At 66.2% G+C, this 23,520-nt stretch carries 23 protein-coding genes and 2 pseudogenes; 9 read left to right on the forward strand and 16 right to left on the reverse strand.

Annotation, left to right across the window (positions count from 1 at the left end; translation table 11 throughout):
• Positions 1 to 192: 192 nt before the first annotated feature.
• Entirely contained in the window at positions 193 to 1,425 is a 1,233-nt protein-coding gene (locus ACIBK2_RS22040) for an ROK family protein (RefSeq protein WP_396969416.1), read from the reverse strand.
• 101 nt (positions 1,426 to 1,526) lie between these two features.
• Here ACIBK2_RS22040 and ACIBK2_RS22045 point away from each other — a divergent pair, with 101 nt between their 5' ends.
• Both ACIBK2_RS22045 and ACIBK2_RS22050 read left to right on the forward strand, forming a co-directional pair.
• A complete protein-coding gene (locus ACIBK2_RS22045) occupies positions 1,527 to 3,053 on the forward strand; it encodes a carboxylesterase/lipase family protein (protein ID WP_396969417.1) in 1,527 nt (508 codons plus the stop codon).
• A 61-nt stretch (positions 3,054 to 3,114) separates the two neighbouring features.
• On the forward strand, positions 3,115 to 3,303 hold the full coding sequence (locus ACIBK2_RS22050; protein ID WP_396969418.1) for a hypothetical protein: 189 nt from the start codon (positions 3,115 to 3,117) through the stop codon (positions 3,301 to 3,303).
• Between the two features lie 38 nt (positions 3,304 to 3,341).
• Here ACIBK2_RS22050 and ACIBK2_RS22055 read toward each other — a convergent pair whose 3' ends face one another.
• Positions 3,342 to 4,319 (reverse strand): DUF1295 domain-containing protein, encoded by a 978-nt coding sequence (locus ACIBK2_RS22055; RefSeq protein ID WP_396969419.1) that lies wholly within the window; start codon positions 4,317 to 4,319, stop codon positions 3,342 to 3,344.
• A gap of 179 nt (positions 4,320 to 4,498) precedes the next feature.
• Here ACIBK2_RS22055 and ACIBK2_RS22060 point away from each other — a divergent pair, with 179 nt between their 5' ends.
• Entirely contained in the window at positions 4,499 to 5,077 is a 579-nt protein-coding gene (locus ACIBK2_RS22060; protein ID WP_396969931.1) for a QsdR family transcriptional regulator, read from the forward strand.
• 51 nt (positions 5,078 to 5,128) lie between these two features.
• Positions 5,129 to 5,572: pseudogene (locus ACIBK2_RS22065) on the forward strand (SDR family NAD(P)-dependent oxidoreductase); the annotation flags it as partial.
• Positions 5,573 to 5,590: 18 nt separating this feature from the next.
• Here the strand turns inward: ACIBK2_RS22065 and ACIBK2_RS22070 are convergent.
• A complete protein-coding gene (locus tag ACIBK2_RS22070; protein WP_396969420.1) occupies positions 5,591 to 6,127 on the reverse strand; it encodes a cupin domain-containing protein in 537 nt (178 codons plus the stop codon).
• A 124-nt stretch (positions 6,128 to 6,251) separates the two neighbouring features.
• On the opposite strand from ACIBK2_RS22070, the gene ACIBK2_RS22075 reads away from it, so the two are divergent.
• Positions 6,252 to 6,833 carry a TetR/AcrR family transcriptional regulator gene (locus ACIBK2_RS22075; protein ID WP_396969421.1) on the forward strand — a complete coding sequence of 194 codons (582 nt, stop codon included), beginning with the start codon at positions 6,252 to 6,254 and terminating at the stop codon, positions 6,831 to 6,833.
• Positions 6,834 to 6,919: 86 nt separating this feature from the next.
• Here ACIBK2_RS22075 and ACIBK2_RS22080 read toward each other — a convergent pair whose 3' ends face one another.
• The 9 genes from ACIBK2_RS22080 to ACIBK2_RS22120 form a co-directional block, all read right to left on the reverse strand.
• Complete coding sequence (locus ACIBK2_RS22080) at positions 6,920 to 8,308, reverse strand: dihydrolipoamide acetyltransferase family protein (protein ID WP_396969422.1); 1,389 nt, start codon at positions 8,306 to 8,308, stop codon at positions 6,920 to 6,922.
• Positions 8,309 to 8,329: 21 nt separating this feature from the next.
• Positions 8,330 to 9,313, reverse strand: coding sequence for an alpha-ketoacid dehydrogenase subunit beta (locus ACIBK2_RS22085; protein WP_379281517.1), 984 nt, complete (start codon positions 9,311 to 9,313; stop codon positions 8,330 to 8,332).
• 188 nt (positions 9,314 to 9,501) lie between these two features.
• Positions 9,502 to 10,593 (reverse strand): pyruvate dehydrogenase (acetyl-transferring) E1 component subunit alpha, encoded by a 1,092-nt coding sequence (gene pdhA / locus ACIBK2_RS22090; protein WP_396969423.1) that lies wholly within the window; start codon positions 10,591 to 10,593, stop codon positions 9,502 to 9,504.
• Between the two features lie 10 nt (positions 10,594 to 10,603).
• Complete coding sequence (gene lpdA, locus ACIBK2_RS22095; protein WP_396969424.1) at positions 10,604 to 12,055, reverse strand: dihydrolipoyl dehydrogenase; 1,452 nt, start codon at positions 12,053 to 12,055, stop codon at positions 10,604 to 10,606.
• A 162-nt stretch (positions 12,056 to 12,217) separates the two neighbouring features.
• The gene (locus ACIBK2_RS22100; protein WP_396969425.1) at positions 12,218 to 13,414 is read right to left on the reverse strand and encodes a PucR family transcriptional regulator; all 1,197 of its coding nucleotides are present in this window, start codon (positions 13,412 to 13,414) and stop codon (positions 12,218 to 12,220) included.
• A gap of 23 nt (positions 13,415 to 13,437) precedes the next feature.
• Positions 13,438 to 13,773 carry a hypothetical protein gene (locus ACIBK2_RS22105; protein WP_396969426.1) on the reverse strand — a complete coding sequence of 112 codons (336 nt, stop codon included), beginning with the start codon at positions 13,771 to 13,773 and terminating at the stop codon, positions 13,438 to 13,440.
• Between the two features lie 18 nt (positions 13,774 to 13,791).
• Positions 13,792 to 14,742, reverse strand: coding sequence for a hypothetical protein (locus ACIBK2_RS22110; RefSeq protein WP_396969427.1), 951 nt, complete (start codon positions 14,740 to 14,742; stop codon positions 13,792 to 13,794).
• A gap of 189 nt (positions 14,743 to 14,931) precedes the next feature.
• On the reverse strand, positions 14,932 to 16,209 hold the full coding sequence (locus tag ACIBK2_RS22115) for a family 1 glycosylhydrolase (protein WP_396969428.1): 1,278 nt from the start codon (positions 16,207 to 16,209) through the stop codon (positions 14,932 to 14,934).
• Between the two features lie 157 nt (positions 16,210 to 16,366).
• Entirely contained in the window at positions 16,367 to 16,993 is a 627-nt protein-coding gene (locus ACIBK2_RS22120) for a MerR family transcriptional regulator (RefSeq protein ID WP_396969429.1), read from the reverse strand.
• A 122-nt stretch (positions 16,994 to 17,115) separates the two neighbouring features.
• Here ACIBK2_RS22120 and ACIBK2_RS22125 point away from each other — a divergent pair, with 122 nt between their 5' ends.
• Positions 17,116 to 18,405 (forward strand): YhgE/Pip domain-containing protein, encoded by a 1,290-nt coding sequence (locus tag ACIBK2_RS22125; RefSeq protein ID WP_396969430.1) that lies wholly within the window; start codon positions 17,116 to 17,118, stop codon positions 18,403 to 18,405.
• Here the strand turns inward: ACIBK2_RS22125 and ACIBK2_RS22130 are convergent, their stop codons facing one another.
• Complete coding sequence (locus ACIBK2_RS22130) at positions 18,406 to 18,783, reverse strand: hypothetical protein (protein ID WP_396969431.1); 378 nt, start codon at positions 18,781 to 18,783, stop codon at positions 18,406 to 18,408.
• A gap of 175 nt (positions 18,784 to 18,958) precedes the next feature.
• Between ACIBK2_RS22130 and ACIBK2_RS22135 the strand changes: the two genes are divergently transcribed.
• Together ACIBK2_RS22135 and ACIBK2_RS22140 are read left to right on the forward strand one after the other, a co-directional pair.
• On the forward strand, positions 18,959 to 19,654 hold the full coding sequence (locus tag ACIBK2_RS22135) for a hypothetical protein (protein WP_396969432.1): 696 nt from the start codon (positions 18,959 to 18,961) through the stop codon (positions 19,652 to 19,654).
• A gap of 86 nt (positions 19,655 to 19,740) precedes the next feature.
• Positions 19,741 to 20,595, forward strand: a complete 855-nt coding sequence (locus ACIBK2_RS22140) for a class II glutamine amidotransferase (protein ID WP_396969433.1) — start codon at positions 19,741 to 19,743, stop codon at positions 20,593 to 20,595.
• A gap of 32 nt (positions 20,596 to 20,627) precedes the next feature.
• Here the strand turns inward: ACIBK2_RS22140 and ACIBK2_RS22145 are convergent, their stop codons facing one another.
• Positions 20,628 to 21,110, reverse strand: coding sequence for an SRPBCC family protein (locus ACIBK2_RS22145; RefSeq protein ID WP_396969933.1), 483 nt, complete (start codon positions 21,108 to 21,110; stop codon positions 20,628 to 20,630).
• Positions 21,111 to 21,113: 3 nt separating this feature from the next.
• Positions 21,114 to 21,452 (reverse strand): annotated as a pseudogene (locus ACIBK2_RS22150) (ArsR/SmtB family transcription factor); the annotation flags it as partial.
• A 157-nt stretch (positions 21,453 to 21,609) separates the two neighbouring features.
• Here ACIBK2_RS22150 and ACIBK2_RS22155 point away from each other — a divergent pair.
• Positions 21,610 to 22,002, forward strand: a complete 393-nt coding sequence (locus ACIBK2_RS22155; RefSeq protein ID WP_396969434.1) for a hypothetical protein — start codon at positions 21,610 to 21,612, stop codon at positions 22,000 to 22,002.
• A gap of 8 nt (positions 22,003 to 22,010) precedes the next feature.
• Here ACIBK2_RS22155 and ACIBK2_RS22160 read toward each other — a convergent pair whose 3' ends face one another.
• Positions 22,011 to 23,480 carry an APC family permease gene (locus ACIBK2_RS22160; RefSeq protein WP_396969435.1) on the reverse strand — a complete coding sequence of 490 codons (1,470 nt, stop codon included), beginning with the start codon at positions 23,478 to 23,480 and terminating at the stop codon, positions 22,011 to 22,013.
• Between the last annotated feature and the right edge of the window lie 40 nt (positions 23,481 to 23,520).

Below are 23,520 nucleotides of genomic sequence, written 5' to 3' on the forward strand. Positions count from 1 at the left end.
ATCACACCGCGAAAAAAGCAGGCGCGCCCGTCGATCGATCGTTGCGCTGACGATATACGGCGGTTACCCGCCGCGCTGTCCGCTGAATGCTCGACAGCGGACAAAGACGGGCTAGATCCAGCCCTTTTCGCGGGCTTTGCGGGCGGCCTCGTAGCGGTGGCTAGCCCGCCCGGGTGTCCATGACAAGAGCCATCAGGACTGTACGATCGAGTGTCGGCGGGGCACGGTGGCGGGGTCGGAAAGTGCTGCTCGGCGGGCGAATTCGATGACGCCGAGCAAGGCTGCGTCCGCGCCGAGCAGTGCTCGGGTGACGTCTGGTTCCGCCGTGGGCACCAGTGCGCGTCGGCCGGAGAACTGGTGTCGGATCACCGGATCCAGCCATGGAAACCATTGCGCCAGTGCACCTCCCAGGATTATCTCGTCGAGATCGAGCAGCGAGGTAATCGAGAGTATCGCGGTGCCCAATGCCCGGCCGGCAATGTCGACTGCCGCGAGTGCTTGCGCGTCGCGGCGTTCGAGGGCCTCGACGAGCAGGTCGGCGGCGGGCCCGAGTCCGTTGCGCCGCAAGACATCGCCGAGACCGGCGGCGGTGAGTACCGCCTCGGGGCCCGCGTAGCACACCAAACAGCCGTGCGCCCCGCATACACAGGCCGGGCCATCGATGGCGACGGGCATATGGCCCGGCTCACCGGCAATGCCGTGGCTGCCGGTGTGAATATGCCCGTCCAGCACCACCCCACCACCGATGCCGGTGCCCGCGGCGATGTAGACCACGCCACGCGGGCGTCGCGGATGTGCGTGGTACTCGGCGAGTGTGGCGGCGTTCGCGTCGTTGATCACGTCGATCGGACAGGTCACCTCCGGGAGCCTGGCGGCGATCAGCGCACGCAACCGGACTGGTCGCAGCCAGCCGAAATCCGGTGCGGCGAGCACGGTTTGGGCCTCGTCGTCGCCGACTGGTCCCGCCATCGCGACCGCGATGCGCACCAACTCCGCATCGGGTGGTGCCGCGTTTACCGCTTGCCGCACCGCAGCGGCGATCGCGTCCGCCATCGATGCGGGCACTCCGGCAGCGCCGTAATGCAGTGTGGCGTCGCGCCATACAATCGTGCCCGCGAGATCCGCGACAGCCACCCGTAGTTGTTCGGAACTGATCTGCACCCCGACGGTCGACGCGCGCTGCGGGATCATCCGGAGCAGCCGACGCGGCCGACCCCGCCCGCCGCGATTCAGTACGCCGTCCTCGGACACCAATCCGCGCGCTGTGAGGTCGGCGACCATCGTGGTGACCGAAGCATGCGACAGTCCCGTGGCCGCGGCGATCTCGGTGCGCGCACACGGCCCGTGTTCGGCCACGTGCCGCAACACCAGACCCAGGTTGCGTCGCCGCACGGCCACCGAATCGTGTGCCTCTCGTATCGCCACACCATCGAGACTATGCAGGTCAAGAATTTTTTCAACCATTGACTTATTCCGGCCCGGATCGCGAACATACCGGTGATCGCACGAATCGAATCGAGGTCGCGATGCTGAATGCGCACATCAAGCGCCGAATGGTCCTGCTCGGAGCGGGTGCCCTCGCGGTGGCGGCCGCCTGCTCGACCGAGCGATCCAGCTCGGACGTCGTCCGGACGATCTACGGTCCGGTCCGTGGCAAACGCCGCGACACCGGCATCGCCTTCCTCGGCGTACCGTTCGCCCGGCCGCCGGTCGGTGAGCTGCGATTCGCCGCGCCAGCACCGCCCGCACCGTGGACCGAAACCCTGGACTGCACGGCGTACGGGCCCACCGCACAGCGCAAGCCGATGGGCGAGGTGACGACCATCCCGGAGCCGAGCATCCCGGGCGACGCCATCCTTAGCGTGAACGTGTTCACCCCCGACCCGGCCGCGCGCGGCCTGCCGGTGCTGGTGTGGATCCACGGTGGCGGGTTCGTCGCGGGCAGTCCGGCCAGCCCCTGGTATGACGGCGCGGCATTCAATCGTGATGGCGTAGTGGTGGTTTCGGTCGGCTACCGGCTCGGAATCGATGGGTTCCTGCACCTGGAAGGCGCTCCGGACAATCGGGCCGTGCTCGATTGGGTCGCAGCCTTGCAGTGGGTCCGCGACAACATCGCGTCGTTCGGTGGCGATCCCGCCAAGGTCACCGTCGCCGGTCAGTCCGCGGGCGGCGGCGCGGTCTGGGCACTGATGGCCACCCCCTCCGCGCGCGGGCTGTTCCGCGCCGGAATCTGCGCCTCGGGCGCGGTAACCCAGCCGAACGACCTTGCCGCAGGGCTCGCCGTGGCCGACCTGTTCACCCGGCGCACCGGTGTGCCCGCGACCGCCGCCGCACTGCGCGCCCTGCCCGAGAACACCGTGCTCGATATGCAGGACAAGCTCCAAGCACCTGGGCCGGGCAGCGAGACCGTGCCGATGCTCGGCCTGGCACCGTTCGCCGACGGCAAGCTGATCCCCGAAGCGACGCCCGCAATGCTGAAAAACAAGGCAGGCGGCGATATTCCACTGATGCTCGGCTTCACCCGGCACGAGTTCAACATGGCGGCAACGATGCTGGCACAGAACCCGGGCGCGGCGGCCGCCAGCCCGATCGCGCAAGCCGGGAACGGCGTCGACCTGGACACCTACCGCGCCGCCTATCCCGGCGCGGACGCCACCGAACTTGCCGGACAGGCCATCAGCGACACCATCATTCGCGGCCCCTCCTACCAGGTCGCCGAGGCGCGCGCCCGGCTGAACCAGCCCACCTGGCTCTACGAATTCGTCTGGACCTCAACGGCTCCCATGTTCAACGGAATGGCCGCGCACTGCCTCGACCTACCGTTCGCCTTCGACCTGCTGCGCGCGCCCGGCGTCACCGAGGCCGAAGGTGCCGCGCCGCCACAGGCGCTGGCCGACGCCATGCACGCGGCCTGGGTCAGCTTCATCAAAGACGCTGCCCCCGGGCCGAATTGGCCCCGCTACACGCTGGACAAGCGGCAGACGATGATCTGGTCCGACCAAAGCCATCTCGAATCCGACCCGTTCGCCCAGCAACGCCGAATCTGGAATTGATAAGACACGGTTGCTTTCACGACAACGGGGTACCTCCGGTGCACTATCAGGAGGTTTCACCATGTTGGCGATAGCTGCCGCCGTCTCGTTCGCGCTCGCTCTGCTCTTCGATCTGACCAAAACCACCCTCGGCGACACCGTCACCGTAGGCACCCTCACCACCCTCGGACTACTGCTCGTTGCCCTGCACCTGGCCGGTGTCGGCACCGGAAGCCGCTCGTTCAACTTCCGCCGCCGCAGCCGCCGGTAAGCCACTGCAATTCCGGCTCGGCACAACGCAATCGGTGATCAGTGCAGCGGTTGCTCCGCTTCGTCGTCGGCTCGCTCGACCAGTTCGGTTGGCACGAGCCGACGACGGGGTGCCGGGAAGAATCGGCTGGTGACGGCTTGGTAGCCGGCGTAGTCGGGGCGCGACTTCAGGCTGTAGTGCTCTGCGGGAACAGCACCGGTGTAGTAGACCAGCGTGGTGTAGAGCGCCCTGGAGATGCCGAACAGGCCGACCACCGTGATGATCCACGCCACGATCGAGGTGTCGGCACGCCGGTCCAGCAGCGTCGGCAACACCAGCAGGATCAGCGCGTTCCACTGCATCCACTGACCGAAGTAGTTGGGGTGCCTACTGAATCGCCACAGCCCGACATCACAGCTGCGCCGGATCCCCTGCTGTTTGCTCAGCGCGCCGAAGCGGGCCTTCTGCCAATCCGCCAGTGATTCCATGCCGTAGAACAGTCCCCACACAACCAGCGCGATGATCTCCACCGGACCGAGGGAACGCGAACTCGCGGCGGCGAGCAGTGCCGGAATCGCGAGGATGCCCATGTTGGCGATGCCCTGCAGCATGATCTCGACCAGTATCGACAGTCGTTCACTGTGCAAACCCGCTCGCGCCCAACGCCTTCGCTGATAGCGGTAGCGCGCCATCTCCTCGGTCAGTCCGCCGGTACCGATCAGCCGCACGGCCCAGATGCCCATCCGGCCGCCCATGGCCAGATAGATCACCGCGACGGCCACCGTCAGCGGGGAACTGATATCACCGAATACGAGCGTCAACACGCCGAGTGCCGCCAGACCCCACGGCCACGCCAGGTCGACATAGGTCATGAATCCGGTGCGATAGGCGGGCACACACGCCATCGCCACGAAGATCACCAGTTGCACCACCAGATTGGTCACCGCGAACGCCCGCAGATCCGACTGCCACGCCAGAGCAGTAAATACGCCCGCGGCGACAAGGTAATGCGCGATTCGCGCTTGGGTCACCGACATCGGCTTCCCCTTCCTTCCATGGATGAGACACCTATAGTTACGTGTCTCTGATAAGTGAGACACTAGATGCTTGGTGTCCCGCTTGCAAGGCGGGTGTATAACTAATCACTGGGATAAGAGCAGCCCAGGCGGTCTTCCGCTAGCCTGTCGCCAAACTTCTATGAGACACTAACTAGGTGATGTCTCAACAGCCAGCCCCTTTCGCACCGGACGATCCGCTGCTCACGGTCGCGATCGCGATGTTCGAACGTGACGGTTGGATCGACCTGCGCTTCCTGGCCAAGGCAGCGGGCATCGGCCGGGCCACGCTGTATCGCCGATACGGGGATCGCGACCGCATCCTCGGCGAAGTCGTCTGGGCCTTGGCGGCACCGAACATCGCGACGTTGCGACCAAAATTCCGGGGCCGCGGCGTAGACGGCGTCGTCGAAATGATCGGCAACCTACTGCACACCAGTGCCGCACATCACGGCATGCGCACCTTCGTCGCCCAGCACACCGACACCGCCCTGCGGGTGATGACCTCCCAGCACGGCGTCATCCAGCAGCGGTTCATCGCCGGTATCGCCGACACCATCCGCCGGGAAATCGGCGAACCACCCGACATCGACGCCACCACGCTGGCCTACGCGATCACCCGGCTCGGCGAATCCTTCTACTACCGCGAACTCATCACCGGCGACCCGCCCGATATCGACGCCGCCACAGTGATCATCCGCCGACTCCTCACCTACCCCACCGACGTGACGCCCGGCTAGCTTCGATATCCGCGGGACCGGTCGCGATGCGCTCGATGGGCCGGGTTCGAGGTCACGGTGGTCGGACGCGATGCCGAGCGCGGCGCCCGCGCGATCGATCGGATAAACGCAATGACACCAACATATTCCGCGCGTTTCCGGAGCGCCGACCTCGCCTCACTCGATGCGGTCCGCACGCTCGCCGACCAGGTCGCCGCGGACGGTCCGCTGACCGTCCTGGTCAACAACGTCGGCGCGATGTTCCCGGACCGGCAGGATTCGGTCGACGGCATCGAGGCCAGCCTCGCGGTCAACCACCTCTCACCCTACCTGCTGACCGAATTGCTGCTGCCCACACTGGAATCCGGCACGCCGAGCCGAATCGTCAACGTAACCCTTCCGCCCGGCCACCGACCCGCGCATCGCCGAATCCGTCCGCCTCCTCACCCAACGCCTCGTACCGATGACCGCTGCATAGTGGACCATCGGATTGATCGTGTTCCGCTGGCGGACTGAGGGATTCGGACCCGTGGGTTATTCAGCGCCGGGCGGCGGGAGCAGTTCGGTCTTGAATTGTGGCGCCAGCGCCTGCGCTTTGGCGACGAACTCGGCCTGAGCGGCCGCATCGAGTGGCGGCGGCGGATCGGTTCGATGCTGCACGGGTTGGCCGACGAGGGTGAAGAACTCGTCCTGTCCGGCGGGGCTGCACATGCACAGCAGGCGGGCAGCGCCGTCGCCGGAGTTGCGGAACGAGTGCGGGGCGTTCGACGGGATATTGATCGTTTCGCCGGCTCGCGCCGTCGATGTCTCGCCGCGGAAGGTCACCTCGATCTCGCCTTCCAACACCGAGAACATCTCCTCGAAGTCGTGGCGGTGCGGCGGCGGACCGCCGCCGGGCGGCACGAACATATCGATGAGTGTGTATTGGCCGTTCGTCTGGTTGCCGCTGATCAGGATGGTGTAGGTGTCGCCCACCAGACCGATGTGCGGCAGGCTCTCGTCCTGATCGGGCCGGGCGATGGTGAGCGTGCGGGTCGGATCATCGGCCGGGACTACCGTCGGTTTCGTCATGGCGCCTCCATAAGCGGACCGAGCTCACGCAACGCATGACTCCATCCAGATAAGCGGACGATTTCATCCGATTCAGTGTAGGCGAGTTCCCTCGATCCCGTGCCCGAGCGAGTTCAATAGCAGGATGAACGCTCGCGACTTGCGCCGTGACGCGCTACACAACCAGCAAGAACTGGTCCGCGCCGCGACCAGCGCGTTTCATCGCGAAGGTCTGCGCGTGCCGATGGCGACCATCGCCGCCGACGCCGGCGTCGGAATCGGCACCCTCTACCGACATTTCCCCACCCGCGAAGACCTACTGAGCCACCTGACCCACCGTTCCTTCGAACAGGTGCTCGCCAATGCCGAAGCGGCCGAACGCGAAGGCACGACTCCGGCCGACCGCCTCGAACTGTTCGTCGAGGCCGCCATCCGCCAACGCAACGAACTCGTCCTGCCGCTACACGGCGGACCACCGGTCACCGCCCCCGAGACCGCCGCCCTTCGCGAACAGATCTACCAGCACGTGCAACGGATCATCGACCAAGGCATCGCCGATGGGACACTGCGCCCGGACACCACCCCCGACGACATCATCGCTTTCGGCGCCTTGGTCGCCCAGCCTCGCCCCACCGACCCGGAATGGGACGCCACCTGCCGCCGCCTGGTCACCATCTACCTGCGCGGCATCCGCCGAGACCCGCGAGGTGACGGTGACCGCCACTGAATCGGTCGGCGACGGACCGCACGGTCTGGTTTATCTCGACCAGTTCGCCCGACCCGCACGCCCTTCGATATCCGAGGTCCGACGCCCTAAGTGACGATGCGCAGCGGGTGTTCGAGCAGCTCCTTCAGGTGTGCGAGGAACTGGGCGGCGACTGCGCCGTCGATGGCGCGATGGTCCGCGGACAGGGTGACGCGCAGGATCTTTCGGGTGACCACGTCGCCGTTGTCGAGGCGGAGTTCGTCGGTGGCGGCGCCGACGGCGAGGATCGCGGACTCGGGCGGGTTGATGACGGCGGTGAAGTGCTCGATGCCGAACATGCCGAGGTTGGAGATGGTGAAGGTGCCGCCGGACATCTCTTCGGCGCGGAGTTTGCGGTCGCGGGCACGCGTCGCCTTGTCACGGCTGTCGGCCGCGATCTCGGAGACGCTCTTGCGGTCGGCGTCGCGGATCACCGGGACGAGCAGACCGGCCGGGGTCGCGACCGCGATGCCGAGGTGGATTCCGTTGTGCCGCAGCAGCTTGTCGCCAGCGAAACTGACGTTGACCGAGGGTTCCTTGCGCAGGGTGCTGGCGACCGCTTTGACGAGCAGGTCGTTCACGCTGACCTTGCCCGCGCCTGCCGCCGCCAGCGTTTCGTTGATCTGCGCACGGAAGGCGAGCAGGTCGGTTACGTCGATCGCACTGGTCAGATAGATGTGCGGGGCCTGCTGCTTGCTCTCGGTGAGGCGGGTCGCGGAGACCCGCTGGATGTTCGTGAGCGGGATCTCCTCGTAGTCGCTGGACGCCGGGATGCCCTGGGCAGCAGAGACACTCACGGTCGAAGCGGAGCCCGTGGATGCGAAAGTCGCGGATGCGGGGATCGCGGATGCGGGAGTCGCGGATGCGGGAGTCGCGGATGCCGAGTCCGCTGGCGTGGAGGACACAGGCGCCGAGGTCGCAGGTGCCGAGGCGGTATCGCGATGGGCCGCCTCTACGTCCTGCCGTGTGATCCGACCACCGGGGCCGGTACCAACGACAACAGCGAGATCGACACCCAACTCGCGCGCGATCTTGCGCGCAAGCGGCGATGACTTCTTCCGCTCGCCCGGCTGCGCGTCCGAGTCCACCTGCACCGAATCAGGTTGCATCCCAGATGCTTCCGAGGCCGGGACGGAGCTGGCGGATGCCGTCACCTCAGCGGCAGGCGAACCGGAGCTGGCCGGACTCGGTTGCGGCACAGCACTAGCCGCACTGGCCCCACTACCGTCTCCAACAATCGCGATCGCCTCACCGATCGGAATACGCGTACCCGGCTGCGCGAGAATCTGCTCGAGCACCCCGTCCTCGTACGCCTCGAGCTCCATCAGCGCCTTGTCGGTCTCGATCTCGGCAACAACCTCGCCGCGGGTGATCTGGTCGCCGACCTGCTTCAGCCAGGCCGAGACGACGCCGTCCTCCATGGTGTCGGAGAGCCGGGGCATAGTGATTTCAGGCATTGTGTCCTCAGTTCCCGGTTCTCAGCGCCGACGGCCCACGGCCGCAAGAGTTTCCACCGCGGCGGTGTAGAGCGAATCGGCCGACGGCAGCGCGAGCCGCTCCAGCGGCTTGGCGTACGGCAGCGGAACCTCCGCCATGGCAACGCGGCGAACCGGCGCGTCGAGATAGTCGAACGCCCCGTCGGAGATGGAGGCCGCGACCTCCGCACCGATACCGTAGGTGAGCCAATCGTCCTCACCGATCACCGCGCACCCCGTCTTGCGGACGGACGCCACGATGGTGTCGCGATCCAACGGCCGCAGGCTACGCAGATCGATCACTTCGGCCGAAATACCCTCGCCAGCAAGACGTTCGGCCACCTGCGTGGCAACGGTGGCCATGCGCGAGTAGCTGATCAACGTGATGTCGGTACCCTCCCGAGTGACCGCCGCCTTGCCGATCTCGGCGGGCGGAAGATCCTCGGGCACTTCACCCTTGGTGTTGTAGAGGGAGAGATTCTCCAGAAACACCACCGGATCGTCATCCTCGATCGCGGCCTTCAGCAACGCCCGCGCATCGGCGGGCGTACTCGGCGCCACAACTTTCAAACCGGGCACGAACGCGTAGTACAACTCGATGTTCTGCGAATGCGTCGCACCGAGCTGCTGGCCGCCACCGCCGGGCATCCGGATGACCATGGGCACGCACGTCTGCCCGCCGAACATGCCGTAGATCTTGGCGGCGTGATTGACGATCTGGTCCAGCGCGAGCAGCGAGAAGTTGATCGTCATGATCTCCACGACCGGCCGCAGGCCGAGCATGGCGGCACCGATGGCCGCGCCGACGAAACCCTCCTCGGCGATCGGGGTGTCGCGCACCCGCTTCTCGCCGAACTCGGCGAGCAGGCCGGCGGTGATCTTGTAGGAGCCTTCGAAGACGCCGATCTCTTCCCCGATCAGGAAGACGTCGTCGTCGCGCCGCATCTCCTCGCGCAGGGTTTCGCGCAGCGCTTCGCGGTAGGTCATGACAGGCGCAGGGGGACGGCAGCCGACGAAGTCGGCGGGGTGGGCAAGCACAGGGGGACGGCAGCCGACGAAGTCGGCGGGGTGGGCAAGCACAGGGGGACGGCTGCCGGCGGAGCCGGCGGGGTGGGCAAGCACAGGGGGACGGCTGCCGGCGGAGCCGGCGGGGTGGGTGAGCACAGTTGGGGTCCTCAGGCGGTGAAGAGCGGATCGGCGGGCAGGCGACGGGAATCGCCGGGCACCGGGGTGGCGTAGTTGTAGTCGAACAGACTCGACGGGTCGGGATGCGGGCTCGAATCGGCGAATTCGACTGCGGCGGCGACACTTTCGGCCACCTCGCGCTCGATGTCGGCCACCGAATGCTCGGTCAGCACCCCGGCGTCCAGCAATCGGTTCTGCCACAGCACAATCGGATCGTGCTCGCGCGCCGTGGACACCGCATCGTTGCTGCGGTACTTGGCCGGGTCCACCACCGAATGCCCCTTGAGCCGGTAGCTCACCGCCTCCAGCAGCGCCGGTTTCCCTTCGCGCCGAGCGGCTTCGATGAGTTCGCTCGCCATATCGCGCACCGCGAGCACATCGGTGCCGTCCACCCGCTCACCGCGCATCCGGTAGGCGGCGGCGCGCTTCCACAGATCCGGTTCGGCCGAGGACTTTTCGACCGTGGTGCCCATGCCGGTCTGATTGTTGATCACCAGGAACACCACCGGCAGCCGCCACAGCGCCGCGATATTGAGCGACTCGTGGAACGCGCCGATGTTCGTGGTGCCCTCCCCCATCTGGCACACCACCACCTCGTCGCCGCCGCGGTAGTCGATGGCCAGCGCCGCGCCGACGGCGAGCGGAACCTGGCCGCCCACAATGGCGTAACCGCCGAGCAGGCGGGTCGCGGTGTCGTACATGTGCATCGACCCGCCCCAGCCCTTCGACGTGCCGGTGGAGCGGCCGTAGAGCTCGGCCATCACCCGGCCCGGTTCGATGCCCTTGGCCAGCGCGTAACCGTGTTCGCGGTAGTTGGTGAACAGGTAGTCGGTGGGGCGCATGGCCGCGCCGAGGCCGACGACCGTGGCTTCCTCACCGAGATTGAGGTGGCAGTAACCGCCGATCTTGGCTTGCTGGTAGCTCTGCGCGGTGCGCTCCTCGAAACGCCGGACGAACAGCATGTCGTGATAGAGACCGCGCAGAGTGTCGGGATCGGCTGCCGCGAAAGCGGATTCGGCGACGGGCTCGACAGCCTTCGCGGGCTTACGGGTGCTCTTGCGCGGTGCGGTGGTCGTTGTCATCAGCGGATCCTCAACGCTTCTTGCGCGGCGCGATGTGTACCGGCAGCCCGAGCCCGGCCAGCGCCGTCTCCATGCCGATCTCGCCGAGGGTGGGGTGGGCGTGAATGGTGTCGGCCAGTTCGTCGAGTGTCGCCTCCAGCGAGATCGCCAGCGCGCCTTCGGTGATCAGATCGCTGGCCGACGGGCCGATGATGTGCACGCCGAGCACCTCCCGATGCTGTTGCCCGGCAACGATCTTCATGATGCCCTCGGTGTCGCCGAACGTCTTGGCCCGCCCCAGCGCCGCGAACGGGAACTTGGCGGTGATCACCTCGTGCCCGGCCGCGCGGGCGGCCTCTTCGGTCAGACCGACGCTCGCGATCTCCGGGTGGGTGAAGGTGGCGGCCGGGATCACCGTGTAGTCGATGTGCGCGTCGTGTCCGGCGATCACATCGGCCGCGGTGATGCCCTGGTGCGAGGCGACGTGCGCAAGCAGCGCCCGCCCGGTCACATCACCGATGGCGTACACGTGCTCGACCCCGGTCCGCAACTGGTCGTCGACCTCGATGAAACCGCGTGTGTCCGTGCCGATTCCGGCGACGTCCAGGCCGAGGTCGGCGGTGTTGGGCCGTCGGCCGACGCCGACCAGCACCACATCGGCGTCGAGCTCCCGCTCCTTGGGACCACCCACCGATACCCGCAGCCCGTCCCCCTGCGCGATGGCGGTGACGGTGGCTCCGGTCAGTACCTCGATGCCGCGCTTGCGGAAGGACCGTCCCAGCGCCGCGCCGATCTCCTTGTCCTCCAACGGAACCAGGCTGTCCTGCATCTCCACGACGGTGACCTGGCTGCCGAACGTGGCGAACAGGCTGGCCCATTCCGCCCCGACCGCGCTGCCGCCGATGACCACCAGCCGCTTCGGCACCTCGGTCAGCCCGAACGCGCCGTCCGAAGTGACCACACCGGGCAGATCCGCGCCCGGAATCGGCAGCCGCGCGGGCACCGAACCGGTCGCGACGATCACGTCCCGCGCGCTCACCTGGCGCACGGCGGCGCCCGGCGCGGCGGCATAACGGGGGCCGCCCTCGAAGATCGGCGACGCGCCGGTCTCGTGCACCTCGACCGTGGTCGACTCGGTGAACCGGGCATGTCCCTCGATCACCGTCACCCCGTTGGCCTTCAACAGGCCCGCGACACCGTCGGTGAGCTCCTTGACGATGCCGTCCTTACGCTGCCGCACGGCGGCGAAGTCGTAGCGCACGTTGTCGGCGTAAACACCGAATTCAGCTGCGGCGGCGAGGGTGTGGAAGACCTCCGCGGAGCGGAGCATCGCCTTCGTCGGGATGCAGCCCCAGTTCAGGCAGACCCCGCCCGGACGTTCCTTCTCCACCAAGCCGACCTGGAGACCGCGCTGCGCGGCCCGGATGGCGGCCACATAGCCGCCCGGTCCGCCGCCGATCACCAGTAGATCGAATTCCGGCACTCGTGGTGCTCCTCATCTCGACGATTGCGACCCGTCCCGGTTGTGGCGTGGGTCGTTCTGATGAGTCTTGCTGGCCGGAATTGCACAAACAATCTGCCGAAAGCCCAGAAATCGGGGTTCAAAAATGGGCGCAGCGCCCAATGAGAAGTAGACCGGATCCGCTCAGTCCGATGCGGGCACGCCGAGTTCCAGCGCGGCCAGCGCCAAAGAAAGTTCCAGGTAGGAGCGTTGCCCCTCCAACGAACGGCCGAGCAACGTCGAGATCCGCTGCAGCCGATTGATCACTGTGTTGCGATGGCAGTGCAGCCGCGGCGCGGCGTTGGCGGCCGAACAATTCTCGGCCAGCCACGCGGCCAGCGTCTGCAGCAGGACGTCGCGTTCCTTGACGGGCAATGCCAGCACCGGCCCGAGCGTGCGGGCCACCATCAGCTCGGTCAGATCGGACGAGCGCAGCAGCAGCGCCTCCGGGTAGCGCTCCTCCAGTAGCACCAAACCCTTTGTCGCCGTTGGCAACGTCTCCAGCGCGAGCATGGCGAGTGCGTGCGCGGTATCGATCTGCGCCAGTCCCGGCACCGACGGCGACGCCGCCGCCTGCCCCAGCACGCGGGACCGGATCTGTTGCAGCACAACGGAACTGTCCCGCTGCTCCAGCGAGACCAGCCCGACCGTGGAATCCACCCGGTCATGCCAGACCGAGCGAATCCCCAAGGCCGCCAACGCCGTTTCGGTACCGAGCTGCATGACCGGACGGATACCGCGCACCGCCACCACCAGGTAGGCGCCGTGCGCGGGCAGATTCAGCTCGCGCGCCGCCCGTGCCGCGAAGGTCGCGTCGTGCGCGCGGCCGGCCAGCAGATCCTCGATCAGCCCGTGCCTGCGCCGCTCGTCCCGGCGCACCTGTTCCAGTTCGGTGTTGCGATAGGAGGTGACCAGCGCCGAGGACATGCCGTCGATGACCGACCAGGTGGCCACGCCGATCTCCCGGAACTCGCCGGGCGCGAGGTCGTCGGCCCCGTCGAGCAGCGCCTCCCAGACGATCTGACCGCCGAGCCGGAAGGTCCGCAGCATCACCTCCAGCGGCACACCCTGCGCCGCCCGGTTGCGGCCGATGGCCGCCGCGACATCATCGCGATCGGGCACGCTCACGTCCCCGGCCAGCAGATCCAGCACCCGCGTCAGATAGCTGCGGCATCCGTTGCGCAGTTCCTCCCGGCTGACCGGCGAGTAGTCGGTCCACTCCGGGATATCGGTGAAGATCGCCGAGATCAGCCGCCGGGTCAGCAACGGAATCTCCGCCCGGCACGCCGCGGCCAACTGCCGAATACCCGCAGTCGGACCGGTGTGCTCAGGTGCCGCCATAGCGGTAAACGCTACATAACCGCTTATTGCGGCTCGGACAGGACGAGTCCGGTCCAGGCCGCGGCGCGATGCGCCGAGACATTCATGACCTGTCCGGTAGCGAGAGCAATGATGTAAACGGTGCCTTCGGGGACCCCGCCGTTGTAGGTGCCGAACCAGGCGATCGGCCCCGACTGCGGCTTGTCACAGGTCTTGATGCTGTCGAACGCACCGGCGGGGAAATGCACGTCGGCGAGGTTGCCGGAGGTCAGGTGCGCCAGGGTGCCGCCCGCGGCATCGGCGGTGGCGGCCGCCTCGTCCTGTGACACGCATTCGGTGACGACGTAGAAGTGGCCGTTCGTGCTGGGGATGGTGGTCATGTCGCTCCGATCGGAGGGCTATCGGGTGGGCGGTTCGAAGCCATCGATGCCGAGTTTCTGGCCGATGGCCGCGATGGCGTCGACGACGGACAGACCACCGCATTGCGGCCAGCCGTCGCCGCGGGCGCCACGCAGTTGGATCCACTCCGACCGAATGCGGGCGTCGGTGTCACGCGGCAGTGGCACCTGAGTGGGGCCCGGCGGGACCGAGAATCCCGGGATACCTAGCTTGTGGCCGACCGAGGCGACGCCGTCGACGAGGGTGTGACCGGCCAGTTGCGGCCAGCCATTGCCGCCGATGCCCATGAAGTCGACCCACATGTCGGCGACCGGATCCGGCGCGACGTCGCCGACGCCGCACGCGTCGGCGAAGTCTTCGGGCGAATACCCGTCGGCCGAGTTCATGTCGCAGTTGCCGAACGGTGGCGCGCCCTCGGGCAAGCCGCCGCCGTAGCCGCGACCGTCGGTGTATTGATGGGCGATCTGACCGGGCAGGTTGGGGTTGCTGCCGTAGCCGGCCGCGATCACCCTCAGCCCGTCCGGGCGGACCCGCCACATGCTGTTGAAATCGGACCGGTTGGCGTAGCCGATCACCCGCTGGGTCGAGCCGAGCCAGTCGACCAGCCGCCAGTAGGCGCGGTTGATCCCGTCGGACTGGTCACCGCCGGGATTGCCGCCGGATTCCACGTCGACCATGGAGATCATCTTCGGATGCGGGCCGCCGGCCTGGCCGATCATGGCCCGGTGCGTGTCGACGGTGTCGAGCCAGTTCGGCCGCCAGTAGAGGTAGACGATGAAGCAGGAGATCCGCCCGACGTCGGCGGCCTCGGCGGCCCACGCGTAGTTCTCGTAGAAGTTGTGGTCCTGGTAGGTGCCGTCGTTCGAACGGAGCGAGAAGATCTGGTACGGGTAGGAATCGTCCACCGGCACCTGGTATTCGGATACGTCCGCGAATAGTGAGTCGACCATTGCTGCCTCCGCTGAAGCTCTACCGGCTCCCTAGCTGGTGCCGGATACCGCATGGCGCACACCGAATTTCAGGCTTCCGCCACCGTGCTGGACGAATAATGCGCTACCTGTGATGTCGTCGCAATGTGCGTCCGGTCCGCTATCACGTTCTATTGATGGTTCAAGTGCTGACCGGCACTTCGTATTCGATCATTGGCGACCCGCCTCACCTGGGAGGGTGACGGGATCGGTGCAGCTGCTGGGTGGGTCGACGTAGGAGCACGCGAGTGGGGGTCGAGTGGGGAGGTAGTCGGCGGGGACTCCGCCCGCTTCGATGATGGCGCGGTAGACGTCGACGGTGGCGGTGGGTGTGCGCACGAGGTCGGGATCGGTACGAACATCGACCGTATAGAGGCCGAAACGCGGTGTGTACGAACCCCACTCATAGTTGTCGGTGAGACTCCAGTAGCCGTAGCCGATCACGTTCATGCCGTCCATGCGGGCACGTTGCAGCCAGTAGACGAGATCGCGCAGATAGTCGGCGCGTTCGTAGCCGTCGGGGCGCAATTGGCCGTTCTCGGTGGCCATGCCGTTCTCCACGACATAGAGCGGCTTGTCGGGATACAGCCGGGCGTAGTGGCGCAGCGCGTAGTAGACGCCCTCTGCCTGCAACGGAAGTTCCCACAGCTGTCGCGGTCCCGGGTCGGGCTGGTTGGGATCGTCTGCGCCGAAGTAATAGTCGACGCCGAGGTAGTCGAGTTTGGCCGAGATCCGGTTGACCATCGGCTGATTGACCTCGGTCTCGTGACCGGACACATAGCCGATATTGCTGGTGACCATCGCGTCCGGCTGCACCTGATGGATGTAGTCGTAGCTCGTGTTGTGCACGGCCGCGATCCGTTCCTCGATGGTCGTGGCATCGACTCCGGTGAACCGCTCTTCGTACACAATGTAGGCAACCGGCTCATTGACGGTGACCCACAACGGATTCCGCGCCGCGTACCGATCGACCACCCGACGCATATTGGCCAGCCAGTCGTCGACCATCCCCGGGTCGTTCCACCCACCCTGATCGGCCTTCCACCCCGGATAGACCCAGTGGTCCAGGGTGATCATCGGCCGCATCCCCGCCGCGACGATCGCGTCGACCACCGAATCGTAGAAGCAGAAGCTCTCTTCGTCCCACTCCCCTGGTGTCGGCTGCACCCTGGCCCACTCGACACTGATCCGGAACACCTTCAGCCCCAACGCCCCCGCCAGCGGAATATCGGAGGTATATCGGTCGTAAAAATCGACCGAATCCGCATATGGCTCGAAGTTCTGCCGCTCGATGTACCGCAGCCAGTTGCTGTCCGGCGCGTGCCCCTCGGACTGGAATCCCGACGTAGCCACACCCCAGAGGAAATCAGGGCCCAGCGGATCGACCGTAGCGGGCGGCGCGGCGGCAGGCGTGCTGGAAACCTCGGGTGATTCACCCTCACTCGTCACATCTTGTGAATACCACTGGGCACGTCACCGAAACCAGACGGGTTCGGCCATGCCACACCCCGCGGATGCGTGCGTCGAATCGCCGCGGAAGAAGTTGCCGGTCCAGCATGACGCCCGCTCACGAACCGTCGTGGGGAGCCGATTTCCAGCGGGCCGGTTACGCGGAATTTGTTCGGCGCGCTCGGTTTTCGTGCGCCAGACGGCGTAGCAGGGGCAGGACAGGGCCGAAGAGGGCGCTGAAGACTGCCACTCGTTCGGCTACGGTCACGCTGTCGCCGGGGCTGTCCAGGTGGGTGTCGTCCAGTTCGGCGACCGATTCGGCGAGGCGGGCGTATGGGAGTAGCTCGTCGACGGCGAATTCCATGTCGAGGCGGCGTAGTACTCGCATTCGTTCGTCGAGGGCTTGACGGTGGGGGGACAGTTCCGAGATGTCCCAATCCATGCGTTCGATCACCTCGGCCGCCCACACGCTGCCGTCGTCATCGCCCGGCTGGGGATCGGTCCGAGGAAGGTCGGTGGGCATTGCGTAGTCCACTACGCCGCGTACTTGCGCGGGATTGCGTGGTTCCTCCAGTGCCGCAAGGACATCGCGCACCGCGGCGACGGATAGTCCGCCGAAACGAATCAGTGCCCGGATCAGTTTGAGCCTGCGCAGATGGTCCTCGTCGTAGTCCGCGGTGGTCGCGCCCAGTGCGCGTCCCGGTGGCAGCAGGCCTTCCCGCCGGTAGAACTTGATGCTCGCGATCGGGACATCTGATCGCTCACTGAGCTCCGACAGTTTCACCCGCGCCCTCACCTTCATCGACTGCGTGCCGAATCACAGAGGCTTCGAATGGACACGCGTTGGATACTGACACTATCCTACGTTAGATAGTTGCGGTATCCAACATGAGCAGGAGTCAAGCGATGACAGCAGCACCAACAGGGGGCGTTAGTCGCGTCACCGCAGGTCAGGTCCTGCGCTCCCGCAAGATGTGGATACCGGCGGGCGTTATCCTCGCCCTGTTCTCCTTCCTCATGTCGCTCGCCTATATGGGCGCGATCGTCAATCCGCGCGAGGCGATGCACGACATGCCGATCGGACTGGTCGACATGGACAAGGGCGCGCCGACCGCGAATCTGGGGCAGCAGATCACGGCGGGCGTCACCGCCGCATCCACCGATGGCAAGGTGGCGTGGAAACAGCTCAGCGAGGAGCAAGCCCGCGACCAGATGGCCACCGGAAAGCTCTACGCGGCGCTGGTAATCCCCGAGAACTTCACGGCTTCGGTGCTGGCACTTGGTGATCCAGCCGCCCAGGGCGGACAACGTCCGGCCGTGACCGTGCTGACCAACCCGGCCGCAGGCAGCCTCGCGTCCTCGATGTCCGCCAGCATTGCCCAACAGGCCGCACACACCGCCTCCGCCCAACTGGGCGGCCAACTGACCAAACAAGCCGCCCAGCAGCACGTCCCGACGAACACAGCCCAGCAACTGCTCCTTGCCGACCCCATCTCGATCAAGTCCGATACCGGATTCGCACTGGGCGCGAACAGCGGAATGGGTATGACCGCCTTCTTCTACGTGCTGCTGCTCATCATGTGCGGGTTCATCGGCGCGAATGTCATACACGGCCTGGTCGAGTCCGGATTAGGTTTCGCACCAAGCGATTTCGGACCGTGGCACAGTCACCGCCCCAAGGCCCCCATCGACCGTCGCCATACCTTGTTCACCGCTTGGGGATTGATCGCGGGGCTCGCGATTCCGATGGCCTCCCTCGTCATGCTCGCCTGCGTAACGGTCCTCGGCATGGATGCGGGCCACCTGCCGATGCTGTGGATCTTCTCCTACTGCGCCATCGTCGCCGTCGGCCTGAGCTGCCTTTCGATCCTGGCCACCTTCGGCACCCCGGGCATGTTCGTGTCGACCTTCGTCTTCATCGCCCTGGCCGTCCCCTCCTCCGGCGGCACCATCCCCCTGGAAACGGTGCCCACGTTCTACCACCGCATCAGCGCGTTCGAGCCCATGCGTCAACTCGTCGACGGCATCCGCTCGATCCTCTACTTCGACGCCCGCGGCGACGCCGGCCTCGACCGAGCATGGATCATGGTCGGCGTCGGCTTCGTTCTCGCCATCGCCCTCGGCTACATAGCGACCACCGTCTACGACCGCAAGGGCCTGCACCGTCACCCCACCAGTGCAACGGCCCCGCAGTAACTACCAAGGGCCGACGAAGAATTCGAGCACGGACAAGCTGATCGCGCCGAGGAGCGCAACGATCGCCGCGACGACGAGCGTACGACGCAGGGCGCGACCGGTATTACGCCCTGCGGACCGCGCCGCAATGAAACCGCCTACGGCGCCGAGGATCCCGACCACCAGGACACCTCCGAACAACAGATAGAACAGGCTGCCCAATGCGGCGTCACCGGCGCCGCCGAATCCACGCGCGTACTCCCCCAGCGGTACCGGAAACCGGTAGACGATCGCAACGACCGCCGCAGCCAGTGGTGCCAGTACGACAGCGGCAACAGCTCCCAAACACGCTGCCTTCAAGGCACCCGTGTTGTCGCCGGTCGATGAGGTATCAGCCATACCTGCACCTTATGGAGCCCGCCGCCACATTGGAGCGCCCCCCGAGGTTCCGGTGCCAATGAAAATGGGGCGTGGCAGGTGGTTGCGCCGTGGGTAGGCTCGGGATTGCTTCTGCCCCTTGGTGATAGGGGTTGCATTTTGCGCGCGGTGACGCGGTGCCGAGCCAGAGGAAATCATGGGTATCAAGAAGATTGCGGTGGTGGCGACGTTCACCCTCGCGGCCACTGGAATCGCGGGAACCGTGGCGCATGCCGAGCCGGTGTCGCCGAGCGCACAGGCGAACTCGGTGCAGGGAGCGGAGCATGACGTCGCCTTCGAGGTGGCGAAGTCGGCCGATGGAAAGAGCTTGGCCGCCACGCTGTTCGGCGGCAGGTTCACGATGACCGAGGATGCCGTGCAGGTCACCGATCGGGCGGGTGCGGTGGTGGCCAGCCTGCCGCTGACCATCGAACTCGACCAGGGCACGGTCGAACTACGTCCGCGGATCGACGCGGCCGGCACCCACCTCACTGCCGAACCGATCGGCTATTGGCGGCAAACCTCGCCGCGACAGCGCAGCATCGAAGGCGGAATGGCGATCGGGGCGTTCACCGGCGCACTCACCGGTGCCGTGATCGGCCTCGCCATCGGGATCGCGGGGGCGGGCGTGCTCGCGCTGCTCACCTTCCCGGCCGGCTTCCTCGCCGGAGCATTGGTCGGCGGCGCTATCGGCGCGGGTCTCGGTGCGGCGATACCGAATTCGGATGTCCCCGATCGTTGGGACTACGTGGACCCGAAATCCACACCCACGCCCCCGCCCTCGGATTCGCCGCCCAGGCACGATCCGTGGAACGACTGCTCCAGCATCAACCACTCCATCAACTGCCGATAAGCGGCACACCTACCGACAGCGCTGTTTCGAGCCGAACCCGCCCCGGCTGAGCAACGCATGGCCCCATCCGCAACGATCAGATGACCATGTGTCGACTATTCGGGATGACAGCGGCCCCGCGGCGGGTGAAGGCGACGTTCTGGTTGCTCGACGCCGTCGACAGCCTCGAACGGCAGAGTGAGACGAATCCGGACGGCACCGGGCTGGGTACCTTCCGCCGCGACGGGTCGCCGCTGGTGGAGAAGCAGCCGCTGGCCGCTTTCGCGGATCGCCAGTTCGCCGTGGAGGCCAAGCACCGCGAATCGACGACCTTCCTCGCGCACGTGCGGCACGCCTCCACCGGCGCGCGGACCGTGCCCAACACCCACCCGTTCACCCAGGACGGGCGCATCTTCGCGCACAACGGTGTCATCGAGGACCTACCGCGACTCGACGAAGAGCTGCGCTCCTACCGGGATTCGGTCACCGGCGACACGGACTCCGAGCGATTGTTCGCGTTGATCACCAAACACATCGACGCCCACGGCGGCAATGTCTCAGCCGGGCTCACCAGCGCAGTGCGGTGGGTCGCCGACCAACTGCCGATCTTCGCGATCAATCTGATCCTGACCACCGCCGACGAACTATGGGCCTTGCGCTACCCCGCTACACACGACCTCTACGTACTCGAACGCGCCGCAGGCCCGAATCTCGAGCACGTGGGATCCGGCGGCACGGTCCGAGTGCGATCCGGCGATCTCACCGACGCCCCGACCGTGATCGTCGCCAGCGAACCGATGGATGACGATCCCCACTGGCACAACCTCGCACCCGGCGAACTACTGCACGTCGATACCAGTCTGCGCATCGAGCGCACCGTGATCTTGCCCCAACCGCCGTCCCATCCCCTCTCGCTGTCCGACCTCGACGCCGGTGCCGCAGCCTCGCAACTCAGTCGCTAGGGCGTCGTCACCCCCGCGCCGCGCCGAACAGTTCAGGCCTCCTGCTCGACGACGTCGCGGTACCGCTGCAGGTAGTTCGGCCAACCGCTGTCGGTGCCGACGCCCGCGCGGACCGCCTGCCAGCCGTCGCCGTGCCGGTCGAGGTTGCGGTGTTCGAGTTCGACGCGAGTGCGGTCCGGACCCTCCGCGATGAAGCGGACTTCGACCTCGCTGGTCTTGTCGGGATCGGTCTCGATCTCCCAGCGCTCATTGATATCCCCGCTGAACACCACCCGGTTCGGCGGCTCGTAGGCCAGCACCCGCGCCCACCGGCACTCGCTGCCGTCCTCGCCCCGGTCGTAGATGTGTCCGCCGACCTTTCGCTCGAACACCGTCTCGGCGATCGGGACCGCCAACAGGTTGTGATCACGCGGTTTGATGACGTCGAAGCGTTCGGTGAACAGCTCGAACGCGCGCTCCAACGGCGCGTTGACCACAATCTGCAACTGCACCGGTTCGACTTGAGTTTCTGTCATGACTTCTCCTGAATCTTGTTCGACCACTTCCTGATACGTGGCGAGGGCGCGTCCCCAGAACCGGTCGAGCTGAGCACGCAGCGCGCCCATCCCGTCCGGGTTCAACTGGTAGATCCGGCGTGTTCCCACGGCCCGATCCAGCACCAGCCCCGCGTCTTTGAGCACCTTCAAATGCTGCGACACCGCGGGCCTGCTGATCGGCAACGCGCTCGCGAGTTCACCGACCGCCTGCGGCCGTTCCGCCAGGCGCTCGAGGATGGTGCGCCGCATCCGATCCGCGAGCGCACCCCATTCATCTCCTGCTTGGTAAGTATCTACGAACCGTAAGTCTCCACTTACCAAACGCGATTGTCAACCGTCGCCGTCGGGCATGGAAAAGCGGAGAAACCGGAAAAGCCGCTGGTGGTGCGGCAGGATGGGAGCGCGGTGCGAGGATCGCCGCGGTGTTTTCTGATTGTGGTCCGCGATCTACTTCCGCTACCCAGGAGGACAAAGATCCATGGTGACTATTCGGAACTACCGACGCTCCGCCCTAATGCTGGCCGCCTGCGGTGCGCTGGGACTGGCCGTGATGTCAACTGCCGCACCGGCTCTCGCCGCCAACGCGATCGACGTCAGCGGTATCGGCCCGACCACTGTGCTGGTCGACTACAGCTGTGAGGCCTCGGCGGGCGTGGTCGGCATCAAAGCGATGGTGGGCGATCCCAACGCGGACAGTCCGTCGGCCACCGGCACGCAGAGCGCCGTCAACTGCGACGGATCCAATCAATCCACCGAGGTCATGCTGGATGCGCCGCTGCTGGCGGATCAGACGGTGCAGGTTCGGGTCGCGCTCGTCGACGCCTTCGACACCGTCGTTTCCGGGCAGGCCAAGGTGGCAAAGCTGGGGTGATGTCGCGGTCAATGCGGCTCGTCGACGAACACTCGCCGCATCTGCGGCAGCCGCTCCGGGTGTCGCCGGTACAGGTAAACGAGCACGGCGACCCCGATCAGATACCAGATTCCGATGACCAGACCCGCCTGACTCGACGGGTAGCTCAGCGGCGTGACGAACTTCAGCACCGCGCCGCCGATCCCCATCGCGGTGAGCCAGGCCGGGACGAACGCCGCGATGCCGAGGATCGGAATCACCAGGTGCAGTAGCCAATTGAACTCACTACGCTGCCGTCGCAGGTAGAACATCAGGCACGACAGGTTGAACACCATGTAGACGGCGATCATGACACCCGCCAGTATCGTGGCGAGGAAGACGAAGGCCGTGGTCGGCCCGAAGTGTAGGCCGATCGGCAGACCGATAGCGAGCGTCACGAGCAACTGGACGAGCACGCCGATGTGCGGCGAGTTCCACCGCGGATGGGTACGCGACAGGGCGGCGGGCAGCAGACCGATCCGGGACATGGCGTACCAGGTACGGGTCGTCGCCAGCGTGCCGGCGTTCCCGTTGGCGAACGTCGAATTCAGGATGGCGAACAACGCCACCACCCAGCCGATCCCCCACACATCGCGGGCGAGTGTTATCCACGGACTTCCGTCACCGAGCTCGCCGAAGGTCGCATACCGGTTCGGCCCGAAGTACACGTCACCCGCATAGGTGGTGAAGACATAGAACACGCCGATGACACCGCAGGACGCCACCACCGCGATCGGAATAGTGCGGCGTGGGTTGCGGGCTTCCTCGGCGAGCGGCGCCGACGCCTCGAAGCCGATGAACGCGAGGACGGTATAGATCGACGCCGCGGCCACGCCGGAAAACCCTTGGTAGCCTTCGACTGTCGCGAAATGCAGGGTGAAAACGGACGCGGTGTTTCCCGTTCCCGCCTTGACGACAAGCCAGCCTGCCAGCACGAGAAATACCAGGATCTCGAACAGGCCCAAGACAGTACCCACCTGCGCACTGATCCGTACGCCGCGATAGTTCAGCAACGCGATCAGCACAGCGGCCATGATCATGACCACCACCCAGGTGGCGGTGAACGGCCAATCGAACTCGCTGTGCATCACCGAGCCGACCAGATAGCCGACCAGGACCGTTGTCGTCGGACCGATCAGCGCCTCGACGAGCGCGTAACCCCAGCCGACCAGGAATCCGATCACCGGGTGCAGCGCCTCGGCAGGGTAGGTGTAGATGCTGCCCGCCGACGGCAGGTGCTTGGCGAGCTGACCGATCGAGCTCGCGACCAGCAGGCACGCGACCAACGCGAGCAGGACCGCGAGCGGCAGCGCGCCACCCGCGTAGGTTGCGCCGACCGCGATCGACAGCGCGACCGCGCCCGCAGGCGCCATGGAGGTGACGGACTGAAACAGCACCTCGCGCAGGCCGATAGCGCCGCGCGCCAGGCCCGGGGTCCCGGTGGAATCAGCGGATGTCATAGCTAACTCCTATCATCTCCCCGTCTACGATGATGCAGGC

The organism is Nocardia sp. NPDC050175, assembly GCF_044459885.1.
Classification (GTDB): Bacteria; Actinomycetota; Actinomycetes; order Mycobacteriales; family Mycobacteriaceae; genus Nocardia.